This window comes from Paenirhodobacter sp. (assembly GCF_041916475.1).
Taxonomy (GTDB): Bacteria; Pseudomonadota; Alphaproteobacteria; order Rhodobacterales; family Rhodobacteraceae; genus Rhodobacter.
In genome coordinates, this window is record NZ_JAYRZN010000002.1 from 17,166 (window position 1) to 37,347 (window position 20,182).

At 68.5% G+C, this 20,182-nt stretch carries 22 protein-coding genes, 1 pseudogene and 1 riboswitch; of the genes and pseudogenes, 6 read left to right on the forward strand and 17 right to left on the reverse strand.

The genetic code is table 11. The features are described from left to right. Window positions 1-198: 198 nt before the first annotated feature. Complete coding sequence (locus tag ACOMG5_RS00995) at window positions 199-1,596, reverse strand: MORN repeat-containing protein (protein WP_420341908.1); 1,398 nt, start codon at window positions 1,594-1,596, stop codon at window positions 199-201. 145 nt (window positions 1,597-1,741) lie between these two features. Here ACOMG5_RS00995 and ACOMG5_RS01000 point away from each other — a divergent pair, with 145 nt between their 5' ends. Beyond that, window positions 1,742-3,406 (forward strand): NAD+ synthase, encoded by a 1,665-nt coding sequence (locus ACOMG5_RS01000; RefSeq protein ID WP_420341909.1) that lies wholly within the window; start codon window positions 1,742-1,744, stop codon window positions 3,404-3,406. 33 nt (window positions 3,407-3,439) lie between these two features. Here ACOMG5_RS01000 and ACOMG5_RS01005 read toward each other — a convergent pair whose 3' ends face one another. The 4 genes and pseudogenes from ACOMG5_RS01005 to ACOMG5_RS01020 form a co-directional block, all read right to left on the reverse strand. Continuing rightward, entirely contained in the window at window positions 3,440-3,814 is a 375-nt protein-coding gene (locus ACOMG5_RS01005) for a hypothetical protein (RefSeq protein WP_420341910.1), read from the reverse strand. Between the two features lie 134 nt (window positions 3,815-3,948). Continuing rightward, window positions 3,949-4,896, reverse strand: coding sequence for a 1-phosphofructokinase family hexose kinase (locus ACOMG5_RS01010; RefSeq protein ID WP_420341911.1), 948 nt, complete (start codon window positions 4,894-4,896; stop codon window positions 3,949-3,951). A 73-nt stretch (window positions 4,897-4,969) separates the two neighbouring features. After that, window positions 4,970-5,890, reverse strand: a pseudogene (locus ACOMG5_RS01015) (MBL fold metallo-hydrolase). Between the two features lie 61 nt (window positions 5,891-5,951). Then, entirely contained in the window at window positions 5,952-6,356 is a 405-nt protein-coding gene (locus ACOMG5_RS01020; protein ID WP_420341912.1) for a metallopeptidase family protein, read from the reverse strand. Between the two features lie 78 nt (window positions 6,357-6,434). Here ACOMG5_RS01020 and gltX point away from each other — a divergent pair, with 78 nt between their 5' ends. Further along, a complete protein-coding gene (gene gltX / locus ACOMG5_RS01025) occupies window positions 6,435-7,763 on the forward strand; it encodes a glutamate--tRNA ligase (RefSeq protein ID WP_420341913.1) in 1,329 nt (442 codons plus the stop codon). Window positions 7,764-7,770: 7 nt separating this feature from the next. Here gltX and ACOMG5_RS01030 read toward each other — a convergent pair whose 3' ends face one another. Beyond that, a complete protein-coding gene (locus ACOMG5_RS01030; protein WP_420341914.1) occupies window positions 7,771-8,340 on the reverse strand; it encodes a hypothetical protein in 570 nt (189 codons plus the stop codon). Window positions 8,341-8,521: 181 nt separating this feature from the next. Beyond that, window positions 8,522-8,612: riboswitch (glycine riboswitch) on the forward strand. Between the two features lie 134 nt (window positions 8,613-8,746). On the opposite strand from ACOMG5_RS01030, the gene gcvT reads away from it, so the two are divergent. Genes gcvT through gcvP form a run of 4 tightly spaced genes read left to right on the forward strand, consistent with a single transcriptional unit; the run spans window position 8,747 to window position 13,382 of the window. Then, window positions 8,747-9,838 carry a glycine cleavage system aminomethyltransferase GcvT gene (gene gcvT, locus ACOMG5_RS01035; protein ID WP_420341915.1) on the forward strand — a complete coding sequence of 364 codons (1,092 nt, stop codon included), beginning with the start codon at window positions 8,747-8,749 and terminating at the stop codon, window positions 9,836-9,838. 10 nt (window positions 9,839-9,848) lie between these two features. Continuing rightward, a complete protein-coding gene (gene gcvH, locus ACOMG5_RS01040; RefSeq protein WP_420341916.1) occupies window positions 9,849-10,211 on the forward strand; it encodes a glycine cleavage system protein GcvH in 363 nt (120 codons plus the stop codon). Beyond that, entirely contained in the window at window positions 10,208-10,558 is a 351-nt protein-coding gene (locus ACOMG5_RS01045) for a VOC family protein (RefSeq protein WP_420341917.1), read from the forward strand. The genes gcvH and ACOMG5_RS01045 overlap by 4 nt, the downstream gene beginning before the upstream one ends. A 1-nt stretch (window position 10,559) precedes the next feature. Further along, entirely contained in the window at window positions 10,560-13,382 is a 2,823-nt protein-coding gene (gene gcvP, locus ACOMG5_RS01050; RefSeq protein WP_420341918.1) for an aminomethyl-transferring glycine dehydrogenase, read from the forward strand. Window positions 13,383-13,503: 121 nt separating this feature from the next. Here gcvP and ACOMG5_RS01055 read toward each other — a convergent pair whose 3' ends face one another. The 11 genes from ACOMG5_RS01055 to ACOMG5_RS01105 all read right to left on the reverse strand — a co-directional run bounded on the left by ACOMG5_RS01055 (window position 13,504) and on the right by ACOMG5_RS01105 (window position 20,151). Beyond that, window positions 13,504-13,677, reverse strand: a complete 174-nt coding sequence (locus ACOMG5_RS01055; protein WP_420341919.1) for a DNA gyrase inhibitor YacG — start codon at window positions 13,675-13,677, stop codon at window positions 13,504-13,506. Further along, window positions 13,674-14,714, reverse strand: coding sequence for a ribonuclease E/G (locus tag ACOMG5_RS01060; RefSeq protein WP_420341920.1), 1,041 nt, complete (start codon window positions 14,712-14,714; stop codon window positions 13,674-13,676). Before ACOMG5_RS01060 ends, ACOMG5_RS01055 begins: the two co-directional genes overlap by 4 nt. Beyond that, window positions 14,711-15,274, reverse strand: coding sequence for a Maf family protein (locus ACOMG5_RS01065; protein WP_420341921.1), 564 nt, complete (start codon window positions 15,272-15,274; stop codon window positions 14,711-14,713). The genes ACOMG5_RS01060 and ACOMG5_RS01065 overlap by 4 nt, the downstream gene beginning before the upstream one ends. Continuing rightward, window positions 15,271-15,489, reverse strand: coding sequence for a translation initiation factor IF-1 (gene infA / locus ACOMG5_RS01070; protein WP_036636451.1), 219 nt, complete (start codon window positions 15,487-15,489; stop codon window positions 15,271-15,273). Before infA ends, ACOMG5_RS01065 begins: the two co-directional genes overlap by 4 nt. A gap of 80 nt (window positions 15,490-15,569) precedes the next feature. Continuing rightward, a complete protein-coding gene (locus ACOMG5_RS01075) occupies window positions 15,570-16,454 on the reverse strand; it encodes a carbon-nitrogen hydrolase family protein (RefSeq protein ID WP_420341922.1) in 885 nt (294 codons plus the stop codon). Further along, complete coding sequence (locus ACOMG5_RS01080; protein WP_420341923.1) at window positions 16,451-17,032, reverse strand: GNAT family N-acetyltransferase; 582 nt, start codon at window positions 17,030-17,032, stop codon at window positions 16,451-16,453. The genes ACOMG5_RS01075 and ACOMG5_RS01080 overlap by 4 nt, the downstream gene beginning before the upstream one ends. Continuing rightward, a complete protein-coding gene (locus ACOMG5_RS01085) occupies window positions 17,032-17,436 on the reverse strand; it encodes a ketosteroid isomerase-related protein (protein WP_420341924.1) in 405 nt (134 codons plus the stop codon). Before ACOMG5_RS01085 ends, ACOMG5_RS01080 begins: the two co-directional genes overlap by 1 nt. After that, entirely contained in the window at window positions 17,436-17,891 is a 456-nt protein-coding gene (locus ACOMG5_RS01090; protein WP_420341925.1) for a low molecular weight phosphatase family protein, read from the reverse strand. Before ACOMG5_RS01090 ends, ACOMG5_RS01085 begins: the two co-directional genes overlap by 1 nt. Continuing rightward, window positions 17,891-18,370 carry a UPF0262 family protein gene (locus ACOMG5_RS01095; protein ID WP_420341926.1) on the reverse strand — a complete coding sequence of 160 codons (480 nt, stop codon included), beginning with the start codon at window positions 18,368-18,370 and terminating at the stop codon, window positions 17,891-17,893. The genes ACOMG5_RS01090 and ACOMG5_RS01095 overlap by 1 nt, the downstream gene beginning before the upstream one ends. Beyond that, the gene (gene hisD, locus ACOMG5_RS01100) at window positions 18,370-19,698 is read right to left on the reverse strand and encodes a histidinol dehydrogenase (RefSeq protein ID WP_420341927.1); all 1,329 of its coding nucleotides are present in this window, start codon (window positions 19,696-19,698) and stop codon (window positions 18,370-18,372) included. The genes ACOMG5_RS01095 and hisD overlap by 1 nt, the downstream gene beginning before the upstream one ends. A gap of 57 nt (window positions 19,699-19,755) precedes the next feature. Then, window positions 19,756-20,151 carry a VOC family protein gene (locus tag ACOMG5_RS01105; RefSeq protein WP_420341928.1) on the reverse strand — a complete coding sequence of 132 codons (396 nt, stop codon included), beginning with the start codon at window positions 20,149-20,151 and terminating at the stop codon, window positions 19,756-19,758. Window positions 20,152-20,182 lie beyond the last annotated feature (31 nt).

Below are 20,182 nucleotides of genomic sequence, written 5' to 3' on the forward strand. Positions count from 1 at the left end.
ACGCTCAGAGGCTGCTAAGAAGAAGGAGACCACGGACGGACGGGCCGACGGCCGAAGCCCCGGTCAGATGCGTCAGATTGTTCAGCGTCCGTGTCATGGGTCGGACTATGCCCTGCGATCCCGGAATTGAAAAGCGGAAAATTCCGGCGCGATTGCCAGTGCTTCGGGCGGAGCGCGAAGCGCCGCGCCGATTCGGGCTCATTGCTGCGGAGGGGCGCTGGTGTCGAGTGTGTCGTTCGTCCAGTTCCCCGCGGCCACGGTGCCGCTTCTGTAGCGCATCGTGCCCTGGCCCTGACGCTTGCCCATGACGAAGGTGCCCTCATAGACATCGCCATTCGCATAGGTGGCGGTGCCGGTGCCGTCGATCTCGCCCGCGCGCCAGCTGCCCTCGTAGCGGAAGCCGTCGGGCATGCTCAGCAGGCCGTGCCCCTCACGCTTGCCGCCGATGAAGCCGCCCTCGTAGACGGTGCCATCGGCATAGGTGGCGCGGCCCTGGCCCTCGCGCTGGCCATCGACCCAGTCGCCCTCATAGACATAGCCGTCGGGGTAGGTCATCCGGCCCTTGCCCGCATTGCGCGCAGCCTTGAAGCCGCCCTCATAGACCAGCCCGTTGGCATAGCGCGCGATGCCCTGGCCCTCGATCACGCCCGCAACCCAGTCGCCCTCATAGCTCGACCCGTCGCGATAGGTGATCCGGCCGCGGCCATCGGGCTGGTCGTTTCGGAAGCTGCCCTCATAGACGGAGCCATCCGGATAGGTCACGCGGCCCTGGCCCTCGATCCGGCCCTCGGTCCACTCGCCCTCATACAGGTAGCCGTCGGTGCCGCGGAACTGGCCCTTGCCCTGACGCCGGTCGGCCACGAAGCCGCCCTCGTAAACGTCGCCGTTGGCATAGCTGACGCGGCCCTGGCTCTCGCGCTTGCCGCCCGCCATCTGGCCTTCGTAGGTGTCGCCGTTGGGCTGCACGAGCTTGCCGGTGCCGTTCATCTGGCCGCCGGCCCAGGCGCCCTCATAGACGGTGCCATTGGCGAGCGTGAGCCGGCCCTGGCCCGCGCGCTGGCCCGCGGCCATGCCCCCCTCATAGACGGAGCCATCGGCATAGGTGATCCGGCCCTGACCCTCCTTCACACCCTTCACCCAGTCGCCCTCGTAGCGGTAGCCATCGGCGCCGGTGAGCACACCGCGCCCGTCGTGCAGGGCATTGCTGAAATGGCCGCTGTAGCTGGTGCCATTGGCATAGTGCGCCACACCTTCGCCGGTGATCTCGCCCGCCTGCCACTGGCCCTCGTAGGTGCCGCCATCGGCGAAGGTGATCCGGCCCTGGCCATCGGGCTTGCCGCGCGCGAAATGGCCGATATAGACCGAGCCATTGGGGAATTTCGCCCGGCCCTGGCCGAGGATCTCTCCCGCGACCCACTGGCCTTCGTATTCATAGCCCGAGGGCAGCCGATAGATGCCCTCGCCATGCTGCTTGCCGTCCTTGAAGGTGCCTTCGTAGACGCCGCCGTCCTCGTATTGCTTGGTGATGACCTCTTGCGCCGAAGCCGCGCCCGCGGCGAGCACGAGCGCGAGGCCGAGGATCCGTGCCGCCTGCATGCTTCCCCCTGTCCGTCCGGCGCCAGACTAGTGCGCCTGCCGCGCGGGCACAAGCCGCCCTCCGGCGGGGAATGCGCGCGGGGCGGCTTTCCTTGGCGGGGATCAGCCGCTAAACCGGGGGCGCAGTTACAGGGACCTCCTCCGCATGGCCGACACTTTCCGCCTCACCCTCGCGCAGCTGAACCCGACCGTGGGCGCGCTTGCCGCCAATGCGGCCAAGGCGCTGGAGGCCTGGCAGGCCGGGCGCGCGGCCGGGGCGGCGATGGTGGCGCTGCCCGAGATGTTCCTCACCGGCTATCAGACCCAGGACTTGGTGCTGAAGCCCGCTTTCGTGGCGGATGCAATGGCGGCAATGGAGGCGCTGGCGGCGCAGATCGTGGATGGCCCCGCGCTCGGCATCGGCGGGCCCTATTGGGACGAGACCGGGCATTACAACGCCTGGTGGGTGCTGCACGAGGGCAAGGTCGCGGCGCGGATCCTGAAGCACGACCTGCCGCATGAGGACGTGTTCGACGAATACCGGATTTTCGATTCCGGCCCGATTTCCGGCCCCTACCGGATCGGGCCGCTGCGCATCGGCACGCCGGTGTGCGAGGACAGCTGGCACCCGGAGGTCTCGGAAACGCTGGCCGAAACCGGGGCGGAGATCCTGCTGGTGCCGAATGGCTCGCCCTATTTCCGCGGCAAGATGGAGACCCGGCTCAACGTCACCATCGCGCGGGTGGTGGAGACGGGGCTGCCGCTGGTCTATCTGAATGCCGTCGGCGGGCAGGACGACCAGCTGTTCGACGGGGCGAGCTTCGTTCTCAATCCGCATGGCGAGATGGTCGCGCAGCTGCCGGCCTTCGACGAGGTGATCGCGCATATCGATTTCGCGCGCGGGCCCGAGGGCTGGCGCGCGCTGCCGGGCCCCTTCGCCGAGCAGCCCGATGCCTGGGAGCAGGATTACCGCGCCATGGTCATGGGGCTCCATGATTATCTCGCGAAATCCGGGTTCTCCAAGGTGGTGCTGGGCCTGTCCGGCGGGATCGATTCCGCGCTGGTGGCGGTGCTGGCGGCCGATGCGATCGGGGCCGAGAACGTGCATTGCGTGATGCTGCCCTCGCGCTATACCTCGCAGGGCTCGCTCGACGATGCGGCGGAGCTTGCCCGGCGGCTGGGCGCGCGGCTCGATACGGTAGAGATCGAGGGCAGCCGCCATGCGGTCGCGGGCGCGCTCGATCATCTGCTCGCGGGCACCACCCCCGACATCACCGAAGAAAACATCCAGTCCCGCCTGCGCGGGGTGATGCTGATGGCCCTGTCGAACAAGTTCGGGGGCATGCTGCTGACCACCGGCAACAAATCCGAAATGGCGGTCGGCTACTGCACGATCTATGGCGATATGAACGGCGGCTACAATCCGATCAAGGACCTGTACAAGACCCGCGTGTTCGAGACCTGCCGCTGGCGCAACAGCCATCATCGGCCCTGGATGAAGGGCCCGGCGGGGGAGGTGATCCCGCCTGCGATCATCGACAAGCCGCCGAGCGCGGAGCTGCGCGACAACCAGAAGGACCAGGACAGCCTGCCGCCCTATGACGTGCTGGACGATATCCTCGAGCGGCTGGTGGAGGGCGATCAGTCTGTGGCCGAGATCGTGGCGGCGGGGCACGAGCGCGCCACGGTGAAGCGGGTGGAGCACCTGCTCTATATTTCCGAATGGAAGCGGTTCCAGGCCGCGCCCGGCCCGCGGCTCACGCGCCGCGCGTTCTGGCTCGACAGGCGCTACCCGATGGTGAACCGCTGGCGCGATACCTCGGGCGCCTGATCCGGCGGCGGCCCTGCGCCGCCGGAGGCCGGGTCACTTCGTGACGGGGATGACGTAGCTCGCCGGATATTCGCGGTGCTTGTCGGTGATCGCATCGACCATGCCGAAATCCAGAAACACCGCACTTGCGACGATCTTGCCGCCCATGGTGCTCGGGATGGCGCCGGTGGCCTCCTTGCCGCGCGCGGTCTGGCAATCATATTGCAGCGCGTCGTCGGAGCGGCGGACCTGAACCGCGCCGGGGATATTGGCCGATTGCGCCTGCCGCTTGTTGCGCAGCGCGCAGGAGCCCGAATCGCCCGAGCTGAACGACAGCGCGACGGGCACGTTTTCGTCGTTGGTGAGGGTGGCGCAGCCCGAAACGCCGAAAGAGGCAATGAGAGTCAGAATGAGGGAAGATCGAAGCACTGAATACAGTTTCTGATGCCGCTACTGAAACAGTGGCGCCAGAAAATACGCATGCGGTTCGGAATGTGTTAACCCGACGGTCTGAGGTTTTTATAAATTAAATCAATTTGATGCCGGATCATCTGCGCGCCGGATCAGAGCGCGGTAAGGGCGCAGCCCTTCAGCATCGCCCGGAAATCCGGCCGCAGGCACAGCCCTGTGGCGGGCGTCATCACCGCCGCCGCAGCCGCCGCAGAGCCCCAGCGGAGCGCCTCCGGCTGGCTCAGCCCCTTCGCCCGCGCGAGCGTGAAGGCCGCAACGAAACTGTCCCCCGCGCCGACCTTCGAGACAACCTGCGGCGGCACCGCCTGCGCCACCCAGCGGCCCTCCGCCGTGGCCAGCACATTGCCATCCGCGCCGCGCGCCACGATCACCGCATGCGCAATGCCGCGCCGCACCAGCCCCTGAGCGAAATCGGCGGTATCGGTGCGGCCGGGCAGGGGGCGGGCCGCCAGCTCTTCGGCCTCCAGATCGTCCATCCGCAGCACATCGGCAGGCTTCGCCCCCGCCGTCATCAGCCGGTGCAGCGCGGGGCCGGAGGTATCGAGGAAGAACCGCGCCCGGGTGCGCGCCAGCCGGGTGGCCAGGCGGGCGGGGAAATCTTCGGGCACGCCCGGCGGCTGGCTGCCCGAGAGCACCACGATCCCGTCCTCGGGCGCGGCGCGCGCGATCCGGTCGATCACGCGGGCCACGTCGCGCGACCCCCATTCCGGCCCGGGCATCACGAAGCGGTATTGCGCGCCGGTCGCGGCATCGGTCACCGTCAGGCTTTGGCGGGTCTCGCCTGGGGCGGGGAAGGGGCACAGCCCGATCCCCTGTTCGGAGAGCAGATGCATCACCTTGTCGCCCGTCGGCCCGCCGAGCGCCACGAAGGCGGTGGAATGCCCGCCAAGCGCCGCGATCGCGCGGCTCACGTTCAGCCCGCCGCCGCCCGGGTCCGTATCCGGGCGCGAGCAGCGCAGCTTCCGCTCGGGCAGCACATGATCGGCCGAGATCGACAGATCGACCGTCGGGTTGAGCGTGATGGTCAGGATCGCAGCCATGGGCGGGCACCGTCAGCAGGGGAAGATGCACCGATCATGTCAGCAATCCTGACCTCCTGCCAAGAGGAACCGCTCACAGGTCCAGCTGATAGCTCGCCGGCACGAAGCGGTACCCGGGCCCTTCGGCCTGCAGGAAGCCCACGCCGGGGAAGGGCATGTGATAGCCGATGAACGGGATCTTCTGTTCGGCGATCTGGCCCAGGATGCGGCGGCGGGTCTCGGCGGCCAGGGCCTTGTCCATGTCGAAGCGCACTTCCCAGTCTGGCTGGCCCAGCGACCAGACATAATGGTTCGCGGTATCGGCGGTGAGCATCAGCCGCCGCCCGCCGCTTTCCAGCAGATAGGTCATGTGCCCCGGGGTATGGCCGGGCGCCAGCATCGCGGTGATGCCGGGGGCCGGGCTGTCTCCATCGCCGATCAGCCCGAACTCAGCGGCCAGCGGCTTCACCTTGGCGGCGAAGGTCTCGTTGCCCGAGGCGTTCCAATGGTCGAATTCCGCCTGCCCGGTGACCTAGCGCGCCTTCGTGAAGGTGGGCCCGTCGCCGTGGAGCCCGCCGATATGGTCGCCATGCATATGGGTGATGACCACGAGGCTCACATCCTCCGGCGCATGCCCCGCGGCGGCGAGCGCGGCGGTGATCGCGCCCGGATTGATCCCGGTGTCGAACAGGATCACCTCCGAACCGGTGTCCACCAGCGTCGGCACATGGAAGCTCATGCCGCGGTCGGCCGGGATGAAATGCGCGGCCGATAGGGCGGCGAAGTCCTCGGGGCGCGCGTTCATGCCGAAGGTGCCCTGCGGGTTGTCCATCGGCTGCGCCGCGGTGAGCAGCGTCGTCACGGTGAAATCGCCAAGGCGCATGCGCCGGTAAAGCGGGATCGCGGGGGGCATCGGTCTTTCGGTGGCGGCGGCCATCTGCGGCATCAGGGCGGGGGCCGCCAATGTGCCGGCGGCGGTGATCATGGCTGCGCGGCGGGTGAGCCGTGTCGTCATCGTCGGGCCTCCTCTGGGATGTTGGCCGAAGGTAGCCCGCACCTGGCTCATGGCAAGGAATTCATTCCCACCAGTGGTCGATGGCCGCGATATCCGCATCCGACCAGCCGAAATGATGCGCGAGCTCGTGCACATAGACATGAGCGACAAGCGCATCCAGCGCCACGTCGCCGCGCGCGACCCATTCATCCAGGATCGCGCGGCGGAACAGCCAGATCACATCCGGCCCGCCCGGATCCATCACCGATTTCTGCGTCATCGGGATCCCGTCATAGAGCCCGGTGAGGGCGAAGGGATCGTCGATCTCCATCTCCTGCAGGATCTCCTCGGCGGCGAAATCCTCCACCCGCAGCACTACCGCGGCCGCGGGCCCGGCGAAGGCCGCGGGCAGGGCGGCGCGCGCGGCCTCTGCCAGCGCCGCGATATCGTCGAGCGAGGGCGCGTCGCGCCCGGTCCATTCGGTCATTGGGTCCTCCTGTCTGCCTTGCCGATATGGACAAAACGGCGCCTTTGTGAAAGAGCGGGGCCAACAGGAGAGCTCCGAATGACCACCGTTACCCGCTTTGCCCCGTCGCCCACCGGCTATATCCACGTCGGCAACCTGCGCACCGCCCTGATGAACTATCTCATCGCGCGCAAGTCCGGCGGCACTTTCATCCTGCGGATCGACGATACCGACCAGGAGCGCTCGAAGCAGGAATATGTGGATGCGCTGAAGGCGGATATGGAATGGCTGGGCCTGACGTGGGACCGGGAGGAGCGCCAGTCCGCGCGCCTCGGCCGCTATGAGGAGGCCGCGCAAGACCTGCGCGACAAGGGCCGCCTGTATGAGGTCTTCGAGACCCCGACCGAGCTCGACCTGAAGCGCAAGAAGCAGCTGAACATGGGAAAGCCGCCGGTCTATGACCGCGCGGCGCTGAAGCTTTCGGAGGCAGAGAAGGCCGCCTTCCGCGCCGAGGGCCGCGAGGGCTACTGGCGCTTCTTGCTGGATCAGGAACGGATCGAATGGGCCGATGGCATCCTTGGGCCGATCTCGATCGATGCGGCTTCGGTCTCGGATCCGGTGCTGATCAAGGCCTCGGGGCAGGTGCTCTATACCTTCGCCTCCTCGGTCGATGATGCCGACATGGGCGTGACCGATATCGTGCGCGGGGCGGACCACGTCACCAATACCGCGACTCAGATCCAGATCATCCGCGCGCTCGGCGCCACGCCGCCGAATTTCGCGCACCATTCGCTGCTTTCGGGTCCGCATGGCGAGGAGCTGTCGAAGCGCCTGGGCGCGCTGTCGCTGCGCGACCTGCGCGCGGGCGGCATCGCGCCGGAGGCGCTCCTGAGCATGATGGCGCGGCTTGGCTCCAGCCAGCCGGTGGAGCTGAAGATGTCGCTCGACGAGATCGCCGAGGGCTTCGCGCTGAGCCAGTTCGGCGCGGCGCCGACGAAATTCGATGCTGAGGACCTGGTGCCGCTGACCAGGCACCGCAATCAGCAGCTGCCGTTTGCGGCCGTGGCCGCGCAGATCGCCGAGCTGGGCATTCCCGCGGAGCAGGCGGAGGCGTTCTGGAAGGTCGCCTCGCAGAACATCGACCGGCTGTCGGACCTGAAGCAATGGGCTGATCTGTGCCTGAACGGTGCCGCGCCGGTGATCGAGCCGGAGGATGCAGGCTTCATCGCCGAGGCGCTGGCCATGCTGCCCCCGCAGCCCTGGGGCCCGACCACCTGGGCCGACTGGACCGCGCAGGTGAAGGCCGCGACCGGGCGCAAGGGCAAAGGCCTGTTCATGCCGCTGCGCAAGGCGCTGACCGGGCAGGCGCACGGGCCCGATATGGCCGAGCTGCTGCCCCTGCTGCACAAGATCCCGGCGAAGGGCTGAGCCGGGCTCAGACCCGCAGCACCCCGCCGATCAGCGAGAGCGCGACGAAGGCGAGCCAGCCCGCCGCGACCCGCTGCACCACCATGAGCCGCGGCCCGGACAGACCCGTCCGGGCCAGCGCGCCGGCCGCCCCCCAGAGCACCGCCACCGCCGCCACCATCGTGCAGAAGGCCGCAAGCCGCGGCAGGTAGCCCTCCGCCCCCGGCGCAGGCAGCAGCACCAGCCCGAAGATCAGCGCCTTCGGGTTCAGCACCGTCGTGAGATAGACCCGGCCCCGGCCCACGGCCGCCACCCCGGCCGCCGCCGCACCCGGCCGCCAGAGCCGCACCGCCAGCACCAGCACCCAGGCCGCCGCCGCCAGCTTCAGCCCCATGCCCGCCTGCGGCCAGTGCATCAGCGCGGCCCCGAACCCTCCGAGCGGCAGCACCGCCGTCAGATAGCCCAGAACCTCCGCCGGGATCAGCCGCAGCGCCCCGCGCAGCCCGGCGCGCGCGCCCGCGAGCGCAATCAGCGTATTGGTGGGCCCGGGCGCGAGCAGCAGCGCGAGCACGGCCGAGGCAAAGGCGAGCAGGGTCATCGGGCGGTCCTCCGTGGCAGCGGGGGTATAGCGGCGCCTGGCCCGGCGCAACATGACCTGGATCATGCCCGCTGTGCGCCGGTTTTCGCGGCATTCGGGGCCTGCGCGTCGCTTTTCCGGCCTGAATGGTCGATTCCGGTTTTTCCTGTTGCGCAGGCGGGGGATGCTCGGCTATCCGATGCGCGACGGAATCGGGAGAAGCTGGCCCCGCGCCAGTGCCGAAGGAGCAACCGCCCCGGTAAACTCTCAGGCAAAAGGACCATTCCGGCCAGAACTCTGGAGAGGGCATCCGCCCGCCGAAGGATAACGATCTCAGGCGCCCTTCGGGGCAGGGACAGAGGGGGCATCGAGAGGGTCGCAAGGCCCGGAGAATCGATGCCGGGCATCCGGCAGGACAGGGGACGACATGGCCGGAGACAGCCTGAAGCGCACGCCGCTCTACGATCTGCATCTCGAACTGGGCGCGAAGATGGTACCCTTCGCGGGCTGGGAAATGCCCGTGCAATATCCGATGGGCGTGCTGAAGGAGCATCTGCACACCCGCGCGGCCGCCGGGCTGTTCGACGTCAGCCATATGGGCCAGGTGATCCTGCCCGCGGCGGGCATTCCGGCGCTGGAGGCACTGGTGCCGGTGGATGTGGCGGGGCTGGGCCTGAACCGGCAGCGCTATGCGATGTTCACCAATGCGGCAGGCGGCATCCTCGACGATCTGATGATCGCCAACAAGGGCAGCCACCTGTTTCTGGTGGTGAATGCCGCCTGCGCGGAGGCCGACATCGCCCATCTGCAGGCGCATGTGCCGGGCGTAGAGGTGCTGCGGCGCGGGCTTCTGGCGCTGCAGGGGCCGCAGGCGGCGGCGGTGCTGGAGCGGCTTTTGCCGGGGGCTGCGGCGCTGCGGTTCATGGATGTGGCCGAATTCGGCTGGGAGGGCGCCGTGCTCTGGGTCTCGCGCTCGGGCTATACCGGCGAGGACGGCTACGAGATCTCGCTGCCCGAAGAGGCGGCTGGGGCCTTCGCCCGCGCGCTGCTGGCCGCGCCGGAAGTGGCACCCATCGGCCTTGGCGCGCGCGACAGCCTGCGCCTGGAGGCGGGGCTGTGCCTTTATGGGCATGACATCGACACCACCACCACCCCGGTCGAGGCCGATCTGACCTGGGCGATCCAGAAGCGGCGCCGCACCGAGGGCGGCTTCCCGGGCGCCGAAACGATCCTGGCCGAGATTGCCCGGGGCCCCGCGCGGCGCCGGATCGGCCTGCGCCCCGAGGGCCGCGCGCCGATGCGCGAAGGCACCGAGATCTATGCCGCGGCCGAGGGCGGCACCCCGATCGGGCGGGTGACATCGGGCGGCTTCGGCCCCTCGATCAACGCACCGATGGCGATGGCCTATCTGCCCGCCGATTGCCCCCTGGGCGCGACCGTCTATGGCGAAGTGCGCGGCAAGCGCCTGCCCGCGACCGTCGCTGCCATGCCCTTCCACCCCCATTCCTACAAACGCTGAGGAGCGCCCCATGACCGTCAAATTCACCGAAGATCACGAATGGCTGCGCATCGAGGGCGACCTCGTGGTGGTGGGTATCACCGAGCATGCCTCCGAACAGCTGGGCGATGTCGTCTTCGTCGAGCTGCCGGAGGTGGAGACAAAGGTCGCCAAGGGCGACGAGGCCTGCGTGATCGAATCGGTCAAGGCCGCCTCCGACATTCTGGCGCCGCTCGACGGCGAGGTGGTGGAGGTGAACGTCTCGCTCTCGGACAATCCGGCGCTGGTGAACGAGAACCCGATGGAGGCATGGTTCTTCAAGCTGAAGGTCGAGGATCTGTCGCAGCTCGATGGTTTCATGTCCGAGGAAGAATACAAGGACTTCATCGGGTGAGCGTGCGGCGGATCGTGGCCAATCTGCCGGGAGATCCGGCGGTGGCGTCCTTCTACCGGGCGCTTCTGGGCCTCGATCCGCTGATGGACCTCGGATTTCTGGTGACGCTGGGCGCGGCCCAGCCCGGCCCGGTGCAGCTGAGCATCGGGCGCGAGGGCGGCTCGGGTACTGCGCTGCCCGCCATTTCCATCGAGGTCGACGATTTCGACGCCGTGCTCGCGCGCGCCCATGCCCTGGGTGCCGCGATCGTCTATGGCCCCGCGGCCGAGCCCTGGGGGGTGCGGCGCTTCTACCTTCGTGATCCGGCGGGAACGCTGGTCAATATCGTGACACATACCGAGGCATGACATGGCCTACACCCCATCCACCTACGACCCCTATGATTTCGCGAACCGTCGCCATATCGGCCCCTCGCCCGCCGAAATGGAGGCGATGCTGAAAGTGGTGGGCGCGCCCACGCTCGATGCGCTGATCGACGAGACGGTGCCCGCGAGCATCCGCCAGGCCGAGCCGCTCGACTGGGCGCCCCTGTCGGAGCACGAGCTGCTGGCGCGGATGCGCGCGGTGGCGGCGAAGAACCGGGTGATGACCTCGCTGATCGGGCAGGGCTATTACGGCACGGTGACGCCGCCGGCGATCCAGCGCAACATCCTGGAAAACCCGGCCTGGTACACCGCCTATACCCCCTATCAGCCCGAAATCGCCCAGGGCCGGCTGGAGGCTTTGCTGAATTTCCAGACCATGGTCGCGGATCTCACCGGGCTGCCGGTCGCGAATGCCTCGCTCCTCGATGAGGCCACGGCGGCGGCCGAAGCGATGACCATGGCCGAGCGCAGCGCCAAATCGAAGGCGCGCGCCTTCTTCGTGGACAGCGGCCTGCATCCGCAGACGATCAGCGTGATCCGCACCCGGGCGCTGCCGCTCGGCATCGAGATCATCGAGGGCGCGCCCGCCGAGCTGATCCCCGAACAGGTCTTCGGCGCCATCTTCCAGTATCCGGGCACGCATGGCGCGGTCACCGATTTCACCGATCAGATCGCCGCGCTGCATGCGGCAAAGGCGCTCGCCGTGGTGGCGACGGATCTGCTCGCGCTGTGCCTGCTGAAGGAGCCGGGCGCGATGGGCGCCGATATCGCCGTGGGCTCGGCGCAGCGCTTCGGCGTGCCGATGGGCTACGGCGGGCCGCATGCGGCCTTCATGTCCTGCGCCGATACGCTGAAGCGCGCGATGCCGGGGCGGATCGTTGGGGTCTCGATCGACAGCCGCGGCAACAAGGCCTACCGGCTCAGCCTGCAGACCCGCGAGCAGCACATCCGCCGCGAGAAGGCCACCTCAAACGTCTGTACCGCGCAGGCGCTCCTCGCGGTCATGGCGTCGTTCTATGCGGTGTTCCATGGGCCGATGGGGCTGCGCGCCATTGCCGAACGGGTGCATTTCAGCGCCGTGCGGCTGCGCGACGCGCTGGTGGCTGCGGGCGCCGATGTGGCGCCGGGCGCCTTCTTCGATACGCTCACGGTGCGCGTGGGCGTGGGCCAGCAGGGCATCATGGCGGCCGCGCGCCACCGCGGCATCAACCTGCGCAAGGTCGGCCGCGACCGGGTGGGCATTTCCGTCGATGAGCTGACCGACGCCGGGGTGATCGCGCGGGTGCTCGATGCCTTCGGCATCAGCGAGCCCGCGCCCGCGCCTGCGGGCCTCGGCTTTCCGGAGGCGATGCTGCGCCAGAGCGCTTACCTGACCCATCCCGTGTTCCACATGAACCGCGCGGAATCCGAGATGATGCGCTACATGCGCCGCCTGAGCGATCGTGACCTCGCGCTCGACCGGGCGATGATCCCGCTCGGCTCCTGCACGATGAAGCTCAATGCCGCCGCCGAAATGATGCCGATCACCTGGCCCGCCTTCAACGCGCTGCACCCGTTCGCGCCGCGCGCCCAGGCCGAGGGCTATACCGAGGTGATCGCGGATCTCACCGGGAAGCTGTGCGAGATCACCGGCTACGATGCCTTCTCCATGCAGCCGAATTCGGGCGCGCAGGGCGAATATGCGGGGCTTCTGACCATTGCCGCCTATCACCGCGCCCGCGGCGAGGGCCACCGCGACATCTGCCTGATCCCGATGTCGGCGCATGGCACCAATCCGGCTTCGGCGCAGATGGCGGGGATGAAGGTGGTGCCGGTGAAATCCGCGCCGAATGGCGATATCGACCTCGAGGATTTCACCGCCAGGGCCGCGGAGGCGGGGGCGCGGCTTGCGGCGTGCATGATCACCTATCCCTCGACCCATGGCGTGTTCGAGGAAACGGTGACGCAGGTCTGCGCCATCACCCACCAATATGGCGGCCAGGTCTATATCGACGGGGCCAACATGAACGCGCTGGTGGGGCTGGTGCGCCCGGGCGAGATCGGTGGCGACGTGAGCCACCTGAACCTGCACAAGACTTTCGCGATCCCGCATGGCGGCGGCGGCCCGGGCATGGGCCCGATCGGGGTGAAGGCGCATCTGGCGCCGTATCTGCCGGGGGATCCGGAGGCGGGCGAGGGCGCGGTTTCTGCGGCGCCGTTCGGCTCGGCCTCGGTGCTGCTGATCAGCTGGGCCTATTGCCTGATGATGGGGGGCAGGGGGCTCACGCAGGCGACCCGCGTCGCGATCCTGAACGCGAATTACATCGCCGCCAGCCTGAAGCCCGATTACCCGATCCTGTTCATGGGCAACCGGGGCCGGGTGGCGCATGAATGCATCCTCGATACCCGGGCCTTCGCCGATATCGGCGTGAGCGTGGACGACATCGCCAAGCGCCTGATCGACAACGGCTTCCATGCGCCGACGATGAGCTGGCCGGTCGCGGGGACGCTGATGGTGGAGCCGACGGAATCGGAAACCAAGGCCGAGCTCGACCGCTTCATCACCGCGCTGCGCGCGATCCGGGCGGAGATTGCGGATGTGGCCGAAGGCCGCATCACCGCCGAAGCCAGCCCGCTGCGCCATGCCCCGCATACGGTGGAAGATCTGGTCGCGGACTGGACCCGCGCCTACCCGCGCGAGCAGGGCTGCTTCCCGCCGGGCTCCTTCCGCGAGGACAAATACTGGCCGCCCGTCGGCCGGGTGGACAATGTCTATGGAGACCGCAACCTGGTTTGCACCTGCCCGCCGGTGGAGGCCTATGCCTGACGCGAAACGCCGCCCCTTGGGGCGGCGTTTTCCGGGGCGCGGAAGTGCCCAGGCGCTTCGCGGCGTTGGCGCGGCAGGGCCCGGCGCCCTGAGGATGCTGCCCCCATCCTGAGCCCTCGCTTCAGTGGATCGGCTCGTCCGGATTGCGCGGCACCTGATCCTCGTCTTCCGTCATCTCGCCCGGGATCACATAGGAGCCGTTCAGCCAGCGCGCCAGATCCACATCCGCGCAGCGCTTGGAGCAGAACGGGCGGTATTTCGGATCCGTGGCCTTGCCGCAGATCGGGCAGCTCATTCCCGCCCCTCCAGCAGCGCGCCGAGCGCCACCCGGTCACGCTTGCGCACCAGCTCGAACATGCCGAGCGGGGTCCAACCGGCAAGGCTCGTCTCCGCCGCCTCGCCCTTGAACGCCACCCGGATCTGCTGCTCCAGCGTGGCGCGGTCCTTCTTCGGCATCGGCGCAAAATCCACCACCACCTGCCCGCCAAGGCCGCGCAGCCGCAGCTGCCGCGGCAGGTCGCGCGCAGCGGCGATATTGGCCTTCAGGCTGGCGGCGGGGCTGGTATCGGGCCCGGTGTTCACATCCACCGCGATCAGGGCGCGCGTGGGTTCGATCATCATGTGGCCGCCGCCGGGCAGCGCCACGCGCGGGCTCAGCAGCGCATCCACCGCCTCCAGCACGCCGTTCTCGTCGAAGCCCTCGGCCACCTCGTCGGGCAGCGGATCGGCCCATTCGCGCCAGGCCTCCTCATGCGGGCCCGCCGCATCGACCAGCAGCTCGGGCTCGCCGGCCGCATCCGCCGTCACCGCCTCGGCCAGCTCGCGCAGCCCGGCAATGTCCTCGGCGATCTCGCCCTCTTCGGCGCCCTCGCAGGCCGAGCGCAGGATCAGCCCCATCTCGGAGCCCTCCATCACCACCCGCGCCAGCGCCTGCAGCCCCTCGCGGGTGTCTTCCTCGCGGATCCGGCGCGAAACGTTCAGCCCCGGCGCGCCGGGGGTGACAATGCCGTAGCGGCCCTTGAACAGCAGCCTCAGCGATTCCGGCAGCGCCTTGCCGGGCTCGGTGCCGCCCGTCACCTGACAGATCACCGTCTGCCCGGGCGTCAGGCCCTTCACCTCGCGCAGGAAGCCCGTCTCGCCGCCCGGCAGCCGCACGAAGACGCCGCCCTGGCCCTTCATCTGCCGCTCGATCCGGCCGCGGCAGATGGCACCCGGCGGCAGGCTCACCGCCTCCGACGTATCCACCAGCAGGTCCTCGATCTGGCCATCGACCATCAGCGCGGCCGCCTCCAGCCCACGCAGCACCCCCAGAACGACGATCCGGCCCTTCATGCCCGCACTCCGGCCGCCTGCAGCAGAACCGCCGTCTCGGCCAGCGGCAGGCCGACGACGCCGGTGAAGGATCCCTGGATCCATGGAATGAAGGCGCCGGCGAGGCCCTGGATGGCATAACCCCCGGCCTTGCCCTCCCATTCGCGCGCGGCGAGATAGCCGTTCACATCGGCATTGGACAGCGCGCGGAACTTCACCACCGTATCCACCAGCCGCTCGCGCAGGCTGCCTGCGCTGCGCACGGCAATGGCGGTGAGCACATGGTGGCGCCGGCCGGAAAGCAGCCAGAGGAACTCCGCCGCCTCCTTCTCATCCGCGGGCTTGCCGAGGATGCGCCGCCCGCAGGCGACGGTGGTATCGGCACACAAGATCACCTCACCCGGCGCGCAGGGCAGGGCGGCGGCCTTCTCGCGCGCCATCCGCGCCACATAATCGCGCGCGATCTCGCCCTTCAGCGGTGTCTCGTCGATGTCGGGCGCCCGCACCTCGGCGGGCGTGAGCCCCAGCTGCGCCAGCAATTCGCGGCGGCGGGGGCTGGCGGAGCCGAGGATCAGCTTCACTTGAACCGGTAGTTGATGCGGCCCTTGGACAGGTCGTAGGTGTTCATTTCCACCTGCACCTTGTCGCCGGCCAGAACCCGGATGCGGTTCTTCCGCATCTTGCCTGCCATATGCGCGATGATCTCATGGCCGTTTTCCAGCTCGACCCTGAACGTCGCATTCGGCAGGAGTTCCTTCACGACGCCGGGGAATTCGAGCATTTCTTCCTTGGCCATGGTCACTCCAAAACATGCACCCGCGGGAGTCGCGGGCGCCGGTCATATGCGCCGGGATGAGGCAAAATTCAAGCCATATGTCAAGTTTGGGCAGGGGTTTCCCGCGCAACCGTGACCTGCGCCGCCTGCGCGGCCTGTTCGGGCCAGTGCGCGAAGGGCAGCACGGCGCCATCCGCGCGGCTCTGCGCCACCAGCCGCAGGTCCACTTCGGCGCGCACCCAGCCCGGCGCATCGAGCGCGCCTTCGGCGATCACCCCGGCCTCCGGCCAGCCCCGGTCCGAGGGGCCGTAAACCGCCGCCGCGCCCCGGTTTTCGTCGATGGCCGGGCACCAGAGCGCATCGCCCACCGTCGGCGCCTGGACCGCCACGCACTGGTTTTCCAGCGCGCGCGCCATCGCCCCCACCTTTACCCGCCAGTAGCCCGCCACCGTATCCGTGCACGACGGCACCAGCAGGATTTCGGCCCCGGCCTCGCACAGCGCCCGCGCGAGCAGGGGGAATTCGCTGTCATAGCAGATCACCACCCCGATGCGGCCGAGCGCGGTATCGAACAGCGTCAGCCCGCGCCCCGCCTCCACCTGCCAGATCTCGCGCTCGAAGCGGGTCATGATCGCCTTGTCCTGGTGGCCGATCAGGCCTTCCGGGCCAAAGAGGCTCGCGCGGTTGATCCGCCGCCCCTCCACGATCACCGGCCCCGAAGGCGCCAATATGTGCACGCCCTGTGCCCGCGCGAGGCTTGCAAACAGCGCCTCCATCGCCGGGCGGTGGCGCACCACCTCCATCAGCGCGCGGTCCACATCGGCGGCCACTTCGGGCCCGCCGAGCGAGGCAAGCTCCATCGCGCCATATTCCGGGAAGACCAGCAGGTCGGCCCCGGCCGTCTCCACCCAATGGCGGATCTTGGCCTCATAGCCCGCCCAGTCCTCGTGCCAGTCCAGCGGATAGGCCGCGGTCGCGATCTTCATAGCCTGCGCCCCCAGAATTGCAGCGGCTTTTCGCTCTGGGCGCTCTCGCCCAGATCGGTCCAGCGGAAATGCGCGACCACGCCCGGCATCGGCGCATAGCCGCGCTTGCGCCAGAACCCGTCCAGCGGCCGGTAGTCCGCGGGCCGCAGCGGATGCTCCGCCGGCCGCACGACCGAGCAGAAGGCCGAAAATCCCCGCCCCAGAGCCCGGGCATGGGCCTCGCGCGCATCGAAAAACGCATGCCCCAGCCCGTGGCCCCGATAGGCGGGCAGCAGCACCGATTCCGCGCAATAGAACACCTCGCGCAGATCGAGCCCGGTGCCCGCGAAGGGGGCCGCGAAATCCTCGGCATGGTCCTCGAGCGGGGTGCCCGTGGCCGCGCCCACCAGCTGCGCCCCGTCGAAGGCGCCCACCACCACCGCGCCGGGGCTGTGGTAGCTTTGCAGATAGTCGCGCTCATAGGCGAGCGAGCCCTCGTAGATATAGGGCCAGTCGCGGAACACCGCGATGCGCAGACGCGCCACATCCTCCAGCGCGGCATCCAGCGCCGCGCCGGTCAGTACCCGGAGGTCGATCATCAGCTGACCTGACGGATCCAGTCGGACAGGTTGTAATAGGTGGTCACGCGCTGGATCCGCCCGCCCTTCAGGGTGAAGAACGTGCCCGCGGGCAGGACATAGGTCTGCCCCTTCGCCTCCGGCAGGCCCTCGTCGGTGGCCAGATAGGTGCCGTTCACCACGAATTCGGCCGCCGCGCGGGTGCCGCTGTCATCGGCCATCACCACGATGTCGGTCAGGTTCTCGCGGTAGCTGCGGGTCATATGGGCATTGAATTCGCGGAATTTCTCCACGCCCTTGCGGATGTTGCCCTCATTGACGTGGTGCTCGAAGTCATCCGAAAGCAGCGCCTCCATCGCGGCGGTATCGCCGGCGTTGAAGGCTGCATAGTAGCGGTGGATCGTATCCAGGGCCTGGTCGCGCATCATGTCTCCGTAGGTGGTCCGAAACGTCTGAGAAGGTTTTCGCGGATCTGGTCGCGGGTGAGCCGGTAGGCGTTCAGCCGGGCGTCGCGCCCCTCGCCAAGGCCGGTCGGGTCCATGATCGGCCAGTATTCCACGTCGATATGGTTGTAGCGGCTCAGCTCCTGCGCCTGGCGCAGCGAGGCCGGGCTCAGCGCCACGATCAGGTCGAAGGCGCCGAGGTCGTCGCCCCATTCCTGCAGCTCGGTGAAGGAGCGCGCCCGGTGCCGCTCCAGGTTCACCCCGATCTCCGCCGCCGCGGCAATGGCGAAGCCGTCGATGTCGAGGTCGGATTTCACGCCGACCGACTGCACATAGACGGCGCGGCCATAGTATTTCTTCATCATCCCCTCCGCCATCGGCGAGCGCGTGGCGTTGTGGTCGCAGCAGAACAGGACCGATTGGGGGAGTTCCGGCATCACTTCACGGGGGTCAGCACGCAAACGAGGGTGAAGAGCCGCCGCGCGGTATCGATATCGAGCGCGGCCTTGCCCTCCAGCCGCTCCTGCAAGATCCGCGCGCCCTCGTTATGGATGCCGCGCCGGGCCATGTCGATCGCCTCGATCTGGCTTGGCGGCAGCTTCTTCACCGCCTCGAAATAGCTCGCGCAGATCTGGAAATAATCCTTCACCGCCTGCTTGAACGGGCCGAAGGAGAGGTGGAACTCCGCCACCTTCGCGCCATCCTCGGTCGCGGTGTCGAACACCAGCCGCCCGTCGCGCACCGCCAGCGTCAGCGCGAAGGGCCCTTCGGGCGCAGGCGCGCCCTCCCGCCCCGGGATCGCGAAGCTGTTGTCCTCCAGCAGGTCGAAAACCGCGACCTTGCGTTCCTGCTCTATCTCCGGGCTCGGCGCATACTGGCCGGTGTCTTCGATATCGAGCCGGATGATGCGGGGCATCAGGCGTCCTCCTCCCTCAGGGCGTCTGCAGCATTCAGCGCATCAAGCCGGGCCCGCACGGAAAGGCCGTGCGCCTCGAGGCTTTCGGATTTCGCGAGCGTCTCGGCGGCGGGGCCGATGGCGCGCAGCGCCTCGGGCGTCATCTTGGCAAGGGTCGTGCGCTTGAGGAAGTCCAGAACCGACAGGCCCGAGGAAAAACGCGCCGAACGCGCCGTCGGCAGCACATGGTTGGGCCCGCCCACATAATCCCCGATCGCCTCGGGCGTCCAGGAGCCGAGGAAAATCGCCCCGGCATGGGTGATCCGCCCGCTCAGCGCATCCGGGTCCTCCACGCAGAGCTCCAGATGCTCGGGCGCGATCCGGTTCGACAGCGCCGCCGCCTCCGCCAGATCGCGGCACAGCACGATGGTGCCATAGTCGCGCCAGCTCGCCCCGGCGATCTCGCGCCGCGCGAGCGTCGCGAGCTGCGCTTCCACCGCGGCCTCCACCCGCCGGGCCATATCGGCCGAGGGCGTGATCAGGATCGATTGCGCGCTCTGGTCGTGCTCGGCCTGGCTCAGCAGGTCGATCGCGACCCAGTCCGGGTTCGCGGTCTCGTCGGCAATCACCAGGATCTCCGATGGCCCGGCGATCATGTCGATGCCGACCTTGCCGAACACCCGCCGCTTCGCCGCCGCCACATAGGCATTGCCGGGGCCGGTGATCTTGTCCACCGGGGTGATCGTGGCGGTGCCATAGGCCAGCGCCGCCACCGCCTGCGCGCCCCCGATGCGGTAGACCTTGTCCACCCCCGCGAGCCGCGCCGCCAGCAGCACCAGCGGATTGACCGCGCCCCCCGGCGTCGGGCAGACGACGACGAGCCGCTCCACCCCCGCCACCTTGGCCGGGATCGCATTCATCAGCACCGAGGAGGGGTAGGAGGCCAGCCCGCCCGGCACATAAAGGCCCGCCGCCGAGACCGGCGTCCAGCGCCAGCCGAGCTCAGCGCCATCGGGCTCCTTCCAGCGCGCGTCCTGCGGCATCTGGCGCTCGTGATAGGCCCGGATCCGTGCCGCCGCGAGCTCCAGCGCGGCGCGTTCGCCCGCGGGCACCTGCGCCACATGCGCATCTATCTCGGCCTCCGAAAAGGCGAGCGTCCCGGGCGTCAGCTCCAGCCGGTCGAACCGTGCGGTCAGCGCGATCACCGCATCGTCGCCGCGGGCGCGGACATCGGCGATGATATCGGCCACCGCCGCATCCACATCCGGGCTGTCCTCGCGCTTCAGCCCGAGGATCGCGGTGAAGCGAGCGTCGAAATCGGCGTCACGGGTATCGAGGATATGCGGCATCGGGCGGCCTCCTTGGTCGTAGAACGGGATAGGCCCTCCGCGCGCGCAGGGCAAGCGTCAGAGGTAGCGTCCGCCGCGCTCCAGCACTTCGATCTGATAGCCATCAGGGTCCGCGATGAAGAAAAACCGCGCGATCACCGCGCCTGCGGGCGCGAAATCCACGATTTTGCGCGGCGCAAGCCCCGCGGCTTCCAGCCGCGCATGCTCCGCCGCCAGATCGGGCACCGAAACGGCCAGATGGCCATAACCATCGCCGAGCTCATAGGGCGCGGTGCGGCCCTTGTTCACCGTCAGCTCCAGCTCGAAGCCGGTCTCGGCATTCGACAGGTAAATCAGCGTGAATTCGGGGAAATCCAGCCGCTCCGCGACCCGGAGCCCGAAGGCCGCCTCGTAGAACGCCACCGACCGCGCCGCGTCGAGAACGCGAATCATCGAATGGATCATCTTCGCCATGCCGGCCTCCCTGTTGTCCTGCTTGGACATA